This is a genomic window from Terriglobus albidus (assembly GCF_025685425.1).
Lineage (GTDB): Bacteria > Acidobacteriota > Terriglobia > Terriglobales > Acidobacteriaceae > Terriglobus > Terriglobus albidus.
On sequence record NZ_JAGTAS010000058.1, the window covers coordinates 128,538 to 141,311 of the forward strand.

A 12,774-nucleotide genomic window follows, 5' to 3' on the forward strand; every position below is an offset into this window, starting at 1 on the left:
CTAAGGATGGGCAGGAAAGTCCACTTGACCTCCAATTGCGCAAAGCGGTTTGGCAGCGATATCCTTTGCTCCTTGATGGGACGAGGTTGCAAAGGGGTCGCTCGGCAGACCCTCCGGTGACGAGAAGCCAGAATGGACGACAATGTGATCGCAGCCGTCGATCAGTTAACGGAGCAGGAAATCCGTTCGCAACTGGAACGGATTCTTGTGAGCTCCCCATTCCGAAGCAGCAAGCGTCACCCGAGATTTCTCCGCTTTGTGGTCGATAAGACCCTATCCGGAAACGCGGAAGACATTAAGGAACGCACCATTGGGATCGAAGTCTTCGATCGGGAGATACACTACGATCTCTCCAATGATCCGATCGTCAGGGTAGCGGCCGGCGAGATCCGCAAGCGTCTCGCTCAGTACTACATTCAACCTGGCCACGAGCGTGAACTCCGCATCGAGCTACCGCCGGGTTCCTATGTCCCTACGTTTTACAGGCCACGCGGGGTAGATGACGGGCCGGTCTATGAGATGCCCAAACCGGATCCCGGAATTCAGCTCTCCCCAGTAAGCAATGGCTACACCGCTTCGGAATTCACGGTTCCCGCTTTCGATTCTGCAACGTACGACCTAAAAACGGGGAAACGAAATCACATCTGGATAGCGGTTGCATGCGCAGCGCTTGTTCTCCTCGCGATTTCGGCTGCCTTCCTATGGTCCCATGAACACCGGCGTTCCAACGACCTGGATGTATTCTGGCAGCCGCTATTAAGCAGCGGTTCGGACACCATTCTTTGCATTGGAGATCTCAACTACCTTATCGCTGATCAGTCACCGACTCTGCCTCAAGATGTCAACCGCATGTTGGCCGCTCGCGATCACGTGTCGGGCAAAGATGTCGCGGCACTGGCGCGGATCGTGGGGTACATGGGAGGGAGCGGCCGGTACGGTTCCGTTTTGCTGGCGGACAACGCGACACTCACAGACCTGCGCAGCGAACCCGCCGTCATCATCGGCGCTTTCAATAATCATTGGACGCAAGAGCTGCTCTCGAAGTACCGCTTCCAATTCGTGCGCGATACGGTTAGCCAGGTGGGTTCGATCCGCGACACCCGCAGCCCGACGCAAGCGTCCTGGCGGATTGATCTAAGGTCACCTCCGGCTGAAGTTCATAAAGACTATGCCTTGGTGAGCCGCATAAAAAGTCCTATCACCGAGCAAACGGAGCTCATCATCGCCGGAATCGGACCAAGCGGAACGGTAGCAGCAAGTGAATTCGTTACGAACCCTCGCTACTTCAACGAATTCGTCAAGCTTGCTCCCCCGGGCTGGGAAAAGCATGAGGTCGAAATCGTAATTACGACAGACGTCATCGGTGAGCGCCCCGCTCCGCCACATGTTCTGGCATTTGATGTCCGCTAGAGCAATCGTCGATTTCACTACTTGTGCAAGTCGTCCCATCGCTAGAAATTACCTAGGTTACGTCCCGTCTGTCCCCAAGTTTCGTCCCCAAGTTTCCCTAGTTAGGAGCCTACGCGGCCTCGAGTTCCCAAACGAGACAGGATGCTATCGGCCCGCCCACACCCTCTGGCGCCCACTGAAAGCAGCGCGAGGACGCTTGGCAATCCCATGCCCTCCCATCCTCTGTAACTAACTGGGGTTGCGTGAAGAGGTCTCTTCCATCGGCTGGCCACATTCAAGACAAGTTGGGCGTTGCAATGATCTGTCTCCTGTGAGGCACTTTAGCATTTTCGGACACGCAATCTCGGAGAAACCTTGAAAAGAAAAATGACCGTTCCGGCGCATCCGGGAAACGGCATCGCATCGCCCGACAGCGTTTTATACCCGCGCCCGAGGACGATCAAAGTCGTGCCGGACGACTTTGAGGAGTTTCTCCGACGACTTCACCGGCGACTTACTATCGCATGCCAATATGGCGGATGGTCTTCCTTGATCAAGAGAAAAGCATCTCGGCGCATGCCTGCCCACCAGCACTTCACAGCGTCGCCATAGGGTTTTACTGATTCCTCTACCTTCCGGCTGTCAATTGGAGAGCACTGCGCACCGATGATGACTTCCTTTAGCACTAGGTGCGGACTGAATTCAATCCAGTGAAGCCCATTCGCATCCGGAGGATCGCCGAGGTCGACGAACATCCGAACCTCTTGTTCATAGCTCCAGCTCTCGTGCTTGGTGCGAGGTAGTCGATTCGCGACGTCGAGCACATCCTCCGGGCGACGGATTTGCAGAAGATTCGGCTGGTAGTGGACGTCGGTGTCGTAGTTGCCGTCGGGATCGTCGTCAGAGATGTCGAAACCGAGGCAGATGCCTTTATGAGAATCGCCGTAGTGGCTCCAGAGTAGAAGGTTGTCCCAGTTCCGGCTAAAGCAGAGGATGCCTGTCGTCTTCCAGAAATTCACGGTGACGATATCCACCGCCTCCGAAATCTCCGGATCGGTAGTATCGAGCGGACAAAGGTCAAATGGGTCATTCAGGTCAGCTATCGTTGATAGCTTGAGCCGCTTCTCGTTTAGAGAGCTAATAGCGTGCGTCGCGCGTGTGAATTTGTAAACGCGTTTACTCATGGTCGAGTCCTCTTATAGCACGCCTGACGGCCCGTTCCTTTCCCCACCCTGAAGGCCACTGACGCCACACGGGCCAACGTGGCGCGAATTGGGCAGTCTATGCGACCTCATATCTGGGAGTGATAAAACGATTGGGGGTCCTGCGACGAACTGGAACGGGTGCTCGGGGGAACTCACCAGCCTTCGAATGGCGTCAAAGTTCGATGGTGCGGAGGACATTAGACGATGAACGAACTTTTGCTGGCAGCACCAGGCGTGCTGAAGGAGCTAGCAGTAGAGCTTACGAGACGTGCCGACGAAGAATATCGCAAGGATGAGGAATCACAAGTGTCGGCTTGTTTTTTGTTGGCTCTCAGATCTATTTCCCTACTTTGCGGCATGGGAGGCCTGTTGCAGCCACAAACCCGCGACAGCATGAAGGTGCTCATCCGCGGATTTCTTGAGTCCCGCGATCTCCTGATGACGTTTCGATTTGACGACAAAAGCATCCGGAACAAGATCGCCATTTGGTTTAGAGGGGAACTCGATAGCACGTGGAAAGCCGAGCACAAGCGGAATGAAGCCTATTTTGACAAGATTGGGTTTGCCGGCGCTGAGTTCGCCAAGCGATGGAGCGCGATCACTACGCTCGCTCATCCAACCCGGTATGCGGCGCAGAACTCCGCGGCTTGCATAACCCTGTGGGCCGCTACCCCGCCGCGCCAAGATAACTACGTTTCCATGATGGAGTCCGAAGTTGCCGATTATCTGACGAGCATCGCGTCCTTCATTGTTCTCGCAACCCATGATCTCCCAGGGCTTATATCACTCAATCTCGACCTCAATCGGATGCCGAATATTGACCAATTCAGAGCCACTGTCTATGCCATAGCCGTGCCGATCCTCGACAAGAACAAAGACGGAAGCCTTCCACCGGAGAGCTATCGCGCATAATCAAGGTTTCTTAGCGCCCCGCGGGTCATGATTTCCACGTTTACTTGCCTCGATCATGATCTTCATTGTGGCGTCGAGGATCTTCTCTTCGCAGCTTCGCGCGACGATGACCTCTTTCTCTCCATTTATCAAGCAGGCTCCAGCCAACTGCGGGGGCATTCCTTCCATTCCACTGAGACAAAAATTGAGCCCCCTAGTTTGAAATGTCCAGGTGTATGGCATTTCCATATTCCCTTGGCTCGGCTCATAAAAGACATTTTGAGCATGGTAGTCGGTACAAACATAAAGAAGGATCGCCATTTCCGATGGGAACGGGGCTTCTTCCATGAGGTACTTGCGGATAGGCTCTTCATACATGCCTAGGCGCATTATCGGTTCTTTCTGTTCGGGACGATGCCAAAGATGCACTGCCGCCCGCCAAAAGACACTCATCGCAAAATACGCAAGCTTCCGCCGATCGACTCCGAGTGCTGATGTCTCGTAATAGAACGTGAACCCGCCTGCTGACTTCATATTGGTTGAAGTTTGGAGTGTTTGAAGGAGCTTGAATCCTTCCTTTCGGTTCACTTGCAACATTGTGTATCGTTCACCGTTGCGAGAGAAGCGCTGCTCGCAGTCATGGCAGAAGACGTAATCCTTTATTTGCTTCGAGGTTTGAACCCGACCGCGCAAAGAGATAAGCATGGGATTTGGGTTCGCCGAACCTTCCCAACGAGACATCCGATACAACGCCGCAGGCAGCAGGTGGCTATCTTTGAGTACCCGATTTTGGAGGCACAGCTTGCAGATACTTACCGGCATACATCGTCACCCTTATTTCCCCCAATCCTACCGCAGCTGCAAAAAAAGCTAGACCCAACGATGGTCTTCGCGTTCGTGGACCTGCCGCTTGTCAGCCCGTGATGGACTTCAGGGACACCGCTAACTCCTTCAGGATTGCCAGCTCTTCCGCGTCGGCCCTCGCCGCAACGCAGCCTTCGCAGGAGTCGCCATCGCATTCGGGGCACTCGTCGGTGCAGCTCGCGCAATCGCCAAGCACGCAGTCATCACACTGACAGAAATGCGGCGAATGCAGGGGAATGCGGGGACAGACGGGAATGCGGGGACAGACGGGGCGTTCCCAAAGAAATTCTGGTGCCCGGAGGGGGACTTGAACCCCCACGCCCCGTTAAGAGCTGCGGATTTTAAGTCCGCTGTGTCTGCCGATTCCACCATCCGGGCACGCCTCTTAGATGCTATCGCAACTAGAGCATTTTCCCTGTAGGTCTAGCGTATGGCTTTCGCATCTGCAGATGTTTCCGCAATGAAAACGCCGCTGCAGTCCTCTCCCGGGATACCCAGCAACAGGGAAAATGCTCTATCGCAACTAAGCGATCCAATCCGGATGGTCGTAAACCAGGTGAGCCACCATCTCGCCAAAGAGAGTATTCGCCCAGGCAAACCACGAGCGGGTGAACTTTGCCGGGTCGTTCTTGAAGTAGCTCTCGTGGATAAAGCCGGTCGCACGGGCTGCTGTTTTCAACATTGCCAGCGCACTGACAGCCTCTTCCTTCTTAGTACTGGTCAGTGCATAGATGGTCTGCGACATTGGCCAGATCATGTCATCGCCGATATGCGGTCCGCCGATTCCCTCCCCTGCCGATCCGCGGAAGAACCAGGGATTACGCTCGCTCCACACAAAGGCACGTGTGCGCGCATATATCGCCGCATCCGGAGATGCATTGAGATACGGCAGAGCCAGCAAGCTGGGTACGTTGGCATCATCCATCAACAACTGGCTGCCGAAACCATCCACCTCGAAGGCCCAGATCGTGCCCGTATCGAGCTTCGCCACGGCGTATTGCCGAAGAGCAACTTCAACCTCGGCAGCGAGGCTCTGTGCCTCCTGCGCTGTTGCGCTGTCATGCACGATCGTGTTCATCATCTCGGCGAGCTGGCGTAGTGAAGTCACCGCAAAGAGATTCGACGGCACCAGAAACGGAAAGACACACGCATCATCACTCGGGCGGAAGCCGGAGAAGATGAGCCCCACCGGCTTGATCGGATTACCCTTGCCGGCCCGTGGCAATGTCTCCGTCGAGCGGTCTGACTTACGCAGGAAGGTGTACGGTCCATCGCCGTTCTTGCGCTGCTGTACCCGCATGGTGTGCACGACGGTGCGCATGGCTTCTGCCCAGGCGTTATCGAATGGCTTCGTGTCTCCTGTCGTCTTCCAGTAGCCATAGCTGAGACGGATGGGATAGCACAACGAATCCAATTCATACTTGCGCTCGCCAACACCGCGTTTCATCTCGGTCTGGTCAGAGCGGCCCCACTCCAGCGGCGGATCATCCAGGTTGGCCATAAAGGCATTGGCATACGGATCGATCAGGAGACAGCGAGCCTGGCGACGGATGACGCCTTCGAGCAGAGCGCGTAATTTCTCATCCTGCTTTGCCAATGGAACGTAAGGCCACACCTGAGCGGAGGAGTCCCGCAGCCACATTGCAGGGATATCGCCGGTCAGCACCACCGTATCGGGCTTACCCTCCGCTGTTCCCGGCTGAACAGTCGTATCCAATGTGTTGGGGAAGCAGTTAATGAAAAGCTGACGCAGCTCCGGATCGTTGATTCGCTTCGCGGTCTCGGCGATATATCGCTCTACGGCCTCCGACGTAAACTTCCGGTCTGCCGGCGCCGGCCTGCGATCCAGCACCTCTGCCTGCCGTCCAACGCTCTGCCCTGCCAGTGCAAAAGCCCCCAGCTTCACCACTTCTCTGCGTGTCCAATGCATATCTTAGATTCTGCTCCATCTGGAACTTTCCAGCCATGGACATCGTACCTATCTGGCATGCCGATTCGCGAGATCTTCCTGCAAACGATCGCCGCACTGTGGGCTACTAAGCTTCGCAGCTTTCTCACTATGTTCGGCATCGTGTGGGGCATCACCTCGGTGATTCTGCTGGTTGGATTAGGCATTGGGTTCAGCAAAGACCAGCATGAGCGCATGAAGGGATTAGGTACGGACATCGCCATCATCTGGGGCGGCAAGACCGGAGCGCAGGCCGGTGGCTACGTCGCCGGACGCGATATCCGGCTGGAATATGGTGATGCGGTCGCCATACGAGACCAGGCAGCGCTGGTACAGCATGTCTCTCCGGAGATCAACCGAACCGTCAACGAGGTCTCACAGTACAACGCCGCTAACCGTGCTGTCCGCGGAGTATGGCCGGAGTATCAGGCCTTCCGCTCCATCAAGGTCTCAGAGGGCCGCCTGATGACCGAACGCGATGAGGCTGACGGCGCTCGCGTGGTTCTTCTGGGCGACGACACCAAGCAGCAGCTCTTTCGCTCGAACCAGGCGGTTGGACAAACGATCTCCATCGCGGGCTATCCCTACGTGGTGATCGGCATCCTCCAGAAGAAGAAACAAAACGGGTCGTATGGGTCCGGTCGGGACGGCACACAGCTCTTCGTTCCCTACTCGTCGATGGAACGTGATTTCCCGCCCGCGCGCAAGGGAGTCTTTCCGGGATGGCTGAACGATATCGTCGTCCAACCGGTCTCTCCCGACAAGCATGAGGCCGCAGTCAAAGAGGTCTACCGCATCCTGGGTGAGCGCCACCACTTCAATCCCGATGACAAAGAGGCTCTCTGGGTATGGGACACGCTTGAGGGCGCGAAGTTCGTGGATCGCATCTTTGGCGTGATGACCATCTTTCTGGGAGCCGTAGCCCTGCTTACCCTGGCGCTGGGCGGTATTGGGGTGATGAACATCATGCTGGTGGCTGTGACCGAGCGTACCCGGGAGATTGGTGTCCGCAAGGCTCTGGGCGCCCGCGCCGTCGATATCCACAGGCAGTTCCTGGCAGAGTCGGCCATCATTACCCTGGTCTCCGGTACCATCGGCTTCCTGCTCGGAGCCGGTGTCTGCATTGTGATGCGCTATATCCCGATGCCGGATTTTGTGCCGCATCCGGTTATTTCGCCAATCGCCGTCGTGCTTTCCCTGCTGACACTTACCGGGATAACGCTGTTTGCCGGCACCTATCCCGCGCGGAGAGCCGCAATGCTGAGCCCAATGGAATGCCTCCGAACCGACTAGAGCATTTCTCCTGTTACTGGGTATCCCGGAAGGAGAGTGCAGAGGCGTTTTCATTGAGGAAAACGCCCATAGATGCAAAAGCCCTGCCTTACACCTACAGGAAAAATGCTCTAACGGCGTTTACACTAGAAGGATGGAGAGTACTCGGAAGGTCGACCTGGTTGGTGTTGGCCTGAATGCTACTGACACCGTCCTAACCCTTCCTACCTTCCCCGTATTTGGCTCCAAGGTGGAATATCACCATTCCGTTGTTCTTCCCGGCGGTCAGGTCGCCAGCACCGTAGTTGCATGCCAGAACTGGGGTCTCACCACTCGGTATGTCGGTAAGCTGGGAGACGATCAGGCAGCCGATCTGCACCATCGGGCTTTTGCCGATGCCGGCGTCGAAACCAGGATCGTGACAGTACCCGATTCCCACTCTCCACAATCACTCATCCTGGTCGATCCAAGTGGTGAACGCACGGTGCTCGTCCGTCGCGATGATCGTCTGACGCTGAAGCCGGAGGAGATCCGCCGCGAGTGGATCACCGATGCCCGCGCCCTCCATGTCGATGGGCAGGACACAGCCGCAGCCACCCAAGCAGCACAGTGGGCTCGTGAAGCGAACATTCCTGTCGTTGCGGATCTCGACCTTCAGTTCCCTGGGATTGACGACCTTCTCGTCAACATTGACTACCTGATCGTCAGCCGGGACTTCCCCTCCCGCCTGATGAACGAGCCTGACCTTGAGACGGCTCTCAAGAAGATGCAGCGCCGTTACGGAAACACTCTCGCCGCCGCGACCCTGGGACCAGACGGTGTGCTTGCCTTCGATGGAAAGTGTTTCTGCTACCGCCCTGCCTACCGTGTCCATGCTGTCGACACGACGGGCGCCGGTGACATCTTCCATGCAGGCTTTATCTACGGCATGCTGCAGGACTGGGCTCTGACCCGGCAGCTCGATTTTGCCTGCGCCGCCGCAGCACGTAACTGCACGGCCGTAGGAGCCCGCGGAGCCATCGACTCCCGCGATGCGATTGAAGCTCTGATCACCGCAGATGAACGTTATCCGTCGCTTTCGTTTGATTCCGTAAACGCCTGACTCTCCGTACCACCTTACGAGGGAACTCCTCTCCCCTGATCTGCGTATCCTGCATCACGCGCCATGATGCAGATCAAGGAAACCGTTCAGCAATCGATCCAGTCGCTTCTGCGCAACCGTCTGCGTTCGGGCCTGACCATGCTCGGCATAGCCTGGGGCCTGGTGACCGTCGTCCTGCTCATCAGTTATGGCGCAGCTCTCGGGCAGACGATCCTGATGGGCTTTCTCGGCATCGGCAACAACGTCATCATGGGCTGGGGCGGACAGACCTCCATGCAGGCCGGCGGCGAACGGTCCGGCAAGCGAATCCACCTTACGGCCGAAGACGCCGACGCGGTCCGTGAACAGATGCCGCTAATCCGCGCCTTCTCGGTCGAGAACGACACGTCGTACAGCTTCAAGTGGAACGCCAAGGCGGTGAACATCCAGGTCAAAGCTGTTGAGCTTCCCTACGACGGCATGCGCAAGCTGGTTGTGGAGGAAGGCCGATACTTCGCGCCGGATGACTTCACAGAGCATCGCAAGGTGGCGATCTTCGGACCACATGCCGCACAAAAGCTCTTCAACGGATATCCGCCTGTGGGACAGACCGTCCAGGTGAACGGACAAACCTTTACCGTGATCGGCGTACTAAGGAATAAGATTCAGGACTCCTCCAACAACGGTCCGGATAACGAAAACGTCTTCCTCCCCTTCTTTACACTGCGCGATCTGGAGAACGTCCGCGATCCTTCGTCGCTGGTCTATCAGCCCCTCTCGCCTGAGTTGCACAAGAAGGCAACCAGCGCTGTTCGCGCCATTCTTGCCTCGCGTCACCACTTCAATCCTGCTGACGATAAGGCTTTCTCTACATGGGACACGATTGAAGACTCGGGTGAGATCATGCAGTTCTCTACTGCGCTTGAAGTCCTGCTGGGCATCATTGGAGCGATGACACTCGGCGTTGGCGGCGTGGGTGTGATGAATATCATGCTGGTCTCCGTAACAGAAAGAACACGTGAGATCGGGCTGCAGAAGGCGCTCGGCGCCAGACGGCGCGATATCCTCGCGCAGTTTCTCCTCGAAAGCCTGACCCTGACCTTCCTTGCGGGCATACTAGGAATGCTCGTTGCGATCGCCATCGCCCATATCATCCCGCCCATGCCGCTTTACTCAGATATGTACAAGACGGCGAACAGTGAAGGCGATATTATCCTCCGGCCTAACCTGATGATCGCGCTGATCTCCTTCGGCATCCTGGCGGTTGTGGGTCTGGTCTCTGGCCTTCTGCCAGCCTGGCGCGCCAGCCGCCTCGATCCAGTCGATGCGCTGCGCCATGAGTAGTAGCGTCTGGAGATGAGCCGCGTCTGCTGCTAACGTGGTTCATGCGCTTCTCGCTCGCTCTCGCGCTTCTTACAGCCACAGCCTCCGCCCAGTTCACGCTACAGCAGTCAAACTCTACTGCCAGCTTCCGCGGCATTTACGCAGTAAGCGATAGTCTTGCATGGGCCTCAGGCACAAACGGCACGGTACTGCGCACCGTTGACGCTGGTGAACACTGGTTGGCGTGCGCTGTTCCTCTGGGCGCAGAGAAGCTTGATTTCCGTGGAATTCAAGCCTTTGACGACAAGACAGCCATTGTGATGTCCAGCGGTAAGGGAGACGCTTCACGCATCTACAAGACCGGTGATGGATGTAAACACTGGAAGCTCGCAATCACCAATACCGAACCTGAAGGCTTCTGGGATGCACTCCATAGCGACTCCAGCGATCACGTCTGGGTGATGGGAGATTCGATCAACGGTAAGAGTGTCATGCTGGAGATTCGCGCGCTCGACGATGCTGAACCCGAGCTTGAAATGTCTCTTTCGAATCGCGAAGTGGATCGTGGAATCTCCAGCTTCGCCGCCAGCAATTCAACGTTGCTGATCCTGAAAAATGATGTTCACGAGCCCGGTTGGAAGTACTCGCGTTGGTGGGCCGGCGATACTCCGGAACACGCGTACGTCTATCGCCTCCGCCAAGAGAGCAATGCCATGTGCAGACCATGCCAGGAGTTCACGGACAAGGTTGAGGTTCCGATGGCACAGGGAGTCTCCACCGCAGGTATCTTTTCCCTGGCCTTCCGTCCGGAGAAAACGTTAGTAGCCATCGGCGGCGACTATAAAGCCCCAGAATCGCCGATAAGGACCGCAGCCTGGTCTTCGGACTATGGCAAAACGTGGACCCTGTCGACGAAGCCTCCGCACGGCTACCGCAGTTCGGTCGCATGGTCGAATCGCCTGCAAGCCTTCCTCACCGTCGGCCCAAATGGCACGGACATCTCGTATGACAACGGAAGGACCTGGCAATCGGTTGGCGCCGATCCCGAGAGAAGTAATGACTGGAACGCGCTCTCGCTTCCCTTCGTTGTGGGACCAAAGGGCCGCATCGGAAGACTCAATCCCGCTGACTTTCCCAAGAAGCCGATGCGCTCGGATCGCTAGAGCATTTTCCCTGTTCCTGGGGTATCCCGGAAGAGGCGTGCAGCGGCGTTTTCATTGCGGAAAACGCCCATAGATGCGGAAGCCCCACTCTGCACCTACAGGGAAAATGCTCTGGCGAAGACCTGTCCGTCGCGCATATTTCGCTGCCTTTGCGGCGTGTCACCTGCTACCGTGGGTGCATGCGTTCCCGCGCATTCCTGGCCATCTTCCTTCTGTTGCCCGTTTCCAGGCTGCATGCGCAGGCCCCTGCCGCAAAGTCGCCGCTGGTGCAGTTTTCTGACGATCTTGAGGCACTCTCCTCGCGGGTTATGCCAACCGTTGTGCGTATTACAGCGCACGTCTACGTCGGCGACCACGAAGACAGCACACCGATAAACCCGACAGCAAATAACAGCAATAGCAGCCTGCCCGACACGGGGCTGGTCACGGCCGGCACCGCTCAAGGATCTGGCGTACTGGTCTCGGACGATGGCTACATTCTGACCAACGCTCACGTCATCGCCGGAAGCGCCAATCTGCGTGCTGAGGTTCGCATGGTCTCCGGCAAACTTCGCGTGCTGCCCGCTGCCCGTGTTGGTCTGGATGAAGATACCGACTTGGCAGTCCTGAAGATTAATGTTCCAGAAGGCGAAGAGCTTGCCTTCCTGGACATTACTCACCTTCCCCCGGCGCACCAAGGCCAGATAGCCATTGCCTTCGGAAGCCCCTTCGGGTTTGAACGCTCGGTCACCATGGGCATTGTCTCCGCGGTACGGCGGCAGTCCTCGCCGGATGATCCCAGGTTGTGGATCCAGACGGATGCGGCAGTGAATCCAGGTAACTCCGGCGGCCCTCTTGTGGATGTCCGTGGCCGTCTTCTCGGCATCAATACCCTGATCTACTCCGAAAGCGGCGGCAATGAGGGTATTGCCCTAGCTATCCCTGCCGATACCGCCCGCACCGTTTTCAATGCCATCCGAAAGAATGGCCACGTCACCCGTTCCACGCTTTCGATCACGACCCATTCGCTGTCGCGCGATCTGACCCGTGGGTTGGGATTGACTGGAACTCAGGGTGTATTGGTGGAAGACGTGTGGCCGGCAGGCAGCGGCGAGCGAGCCGGGATTCTTCCCGGCGATATCGTGCAGGAAGTGAACGGCAGGAAGATTACGTCGATCGTGAACTACACCCAGGTGGTCTCCGCACTGGAGCCGAAGAAGCAGGTTCCCATCACAATCGCGCGCGGTGACAAGACTCTGAATCTTATGGTTGAGCCAGACCGTGCCGGTTCGCGGGCCCGCTCCCTGACCTCCGACATTAGTTTTGGGCGTAACCTGATTCCCCGCCTGGAGATCTTCGGCGTGACGGTCGACCCCGATACGCCAAATGAATGGAATCCGATCCGCAGTCCGCAGGGGGTGATGGTTGTAGCGCGATCGAGCGCCCTGCGTGTCGCTGAGAGCAGCCTGCGCCCGCATGACGTGATTCATGCCGTAAACGGAAAGCCGGTTACTTCGGTTGAGACACTACGCCGGGAGCTGGCACAGATTCCAAATCGCGAGTCGCTGGTGCTGCAGATTGAGCGCGATGGAAACCTGTCCTATGTCGTCGTGCCTCCGGGCTAGACTAGTCCGGAGAAATGGCATTGGGGTAAGAGAC

The 12,774-nt window shown here is 56.9% G+C and carries 10 protein-coding genes and 1 tRNA gene; 7 read left to right on the plus strand and 4 right to left on the minus strand.

Going from position 1 to position 12,774, the window contains the following annotated elements:
- The first annotated feature begins 132 nt into the window (after nt 1-132).
- Entirely contained in the window at nt 133-1,410 is a 1,278-nt protein-coding gene (locus OHL21_RS19790) for a hypothetical protein (RefSeq protein WP_263419032.1), read from the plus strand.
- A gap of 482 nt (nt 1,411-1,892) precedes the next feature.
- Here OHL21_RS19790 and OHL21_RS19795 read toward each other — a convergent pair whose 3' ends face one another.
- Nucleotides 1,893-2,573: a DUF2971 domain-containing protein gene (locus OHL21_RS19795; RefSeq protein WP_263419033.1), complete on the minus strand. Its 681-nt coding sequence runs from the start codon at nt 2,571-2,573 to the stop codon at nt 1,893-1,895.
- A gap of 225 nt (nt 2,574-2,798) precedes the next feature.
- On the opposite strand from OHL21_RS19795, the gene OHL21_RS19800 reads away from it, so the two are divergent.
- Nucleotides 2,799-3,506: a hypothetical protein gene (locus OHL21_RS19800; RefSeq protein WP_263419034.1), complete on the plus strand. Its 708-nt coding sequence runs from the start codon at nt 2,799-2,801 to the stop codon at nt 3,504-3,506.
- Here the strand turns inward: OHL21_RS19800 and OHL21_RS19805 are convergent, their stop codons facing one another.
- The 3 genes from OHL21_RS19805 to OHL21_RS19815 all read right to left on the minus strand — a co-directional run bounded on the left by OHL21_RS19805 (nt 3,507) and on the right by OHL21_RS19815 (nt 6,279).
- Nucleotides 3,507-4,307 (minus strand): hypothetical protein, encoded by an 801-nt coding sequence (locus tag OHL21_RS19805; RefSeq protein ID WP_263419035.1) that lies wholly within the window; start codon nt 4,305-4,307, stop codon nt 3,507-3,509.
- A 331-nt stretch (nt 4,308-4,638) separates the two neighbouring features.
- Nucleotides 4,639-4,727 (minus strand) — tRNA-Leu (locus tag OHL21_RS19810).
- 145 nt (nt 4,728-4,872) lie between these two features.
- Entirely contained in the window at nt 4,873-6,279 is a 1,407-nt protein-coding gene (locus OHL21_RS19815) for a glycoside hydrolase family 125 protein (protein WP_263419036.1), read from the minus strand.
- 57 nt (nt 6,280-6,336) lie between these two features.
- Between OHL21_RS19815 and OHL21_RS19820 the strand changes: the two genes are divergently transcribed.
- The 5 genes from OHL21_RS19820 to OHL21_RS19840 all read left to right on the plus strand — a co-directional run bounded on the left by OHL21_RS19820 (nt 6,337) and on the right by OHL21_RS19840 (nt 12,740).
- On the plus strand, nt 6,337-7,590 hold the full coding sequence (locus tag OHL21_RS19820; RefSeq protein WP_263419037.1) for an ABC transporter permease: 1,254 nt from the start codon (nt 6,337-6,339) through the stop codon (nt 7,588-7,590).
- Nucleotides 7,591-7,723: 133 nt separating this feature from the next.
- The gene (locus OHL21_RS19825) at nt 7,724-8,671 is read left to right on the plus strand and encodes a carbohydrate kinase family protein (RefSeq protein ID WP_263419038.1); all 948 of its coding nucleotides are present in this window, start codon (nt 7,724-7,726) and stop codon (nt 8,669-8,671) included.
- A gap of 63 nt (nt 8,672-8,734) precedes the next feature.
- Entirely contained in the window at nt 8,735-9,994 is a 1,260-nt protein-coding gene (locus tag OHL21_RS19830) for an ABC transporter permease (RefSeq protein ID WP_263419039.1), read from the plus strand.
- 41 nt (nt 9,995-10,035) lie between these two features.
- The gene (locus OHL21_RS19835; protein ID WP_263419040.1) at nt 10,036-11,136 is read left to right on the plus strand and encodes a beta propeller repeat protein; all 1,101 of its coding nucleotides are present in this window, start codon (nt 10,036-10,038) and stop codon (nt 11,134-11,136) included.
- A gap of 179 nt (nt 11,137-11,315) precedes the next feature.
- The gene (locus OHL21_RS19840; RefSeq protein ID WP_263419041.1) at nt 11,316-12,740 is read left to right on the plus strand and encodes a trypsin-like peptidase domain-containing protein; all 1,425 of its coding nucleotides are present in this window, start codon (nt 11,316-11,318) and stop codon (nt 12,738-12,740) included.
- Nucleotides 12,741-12,774: the final 34 nt, after the last annotated feature.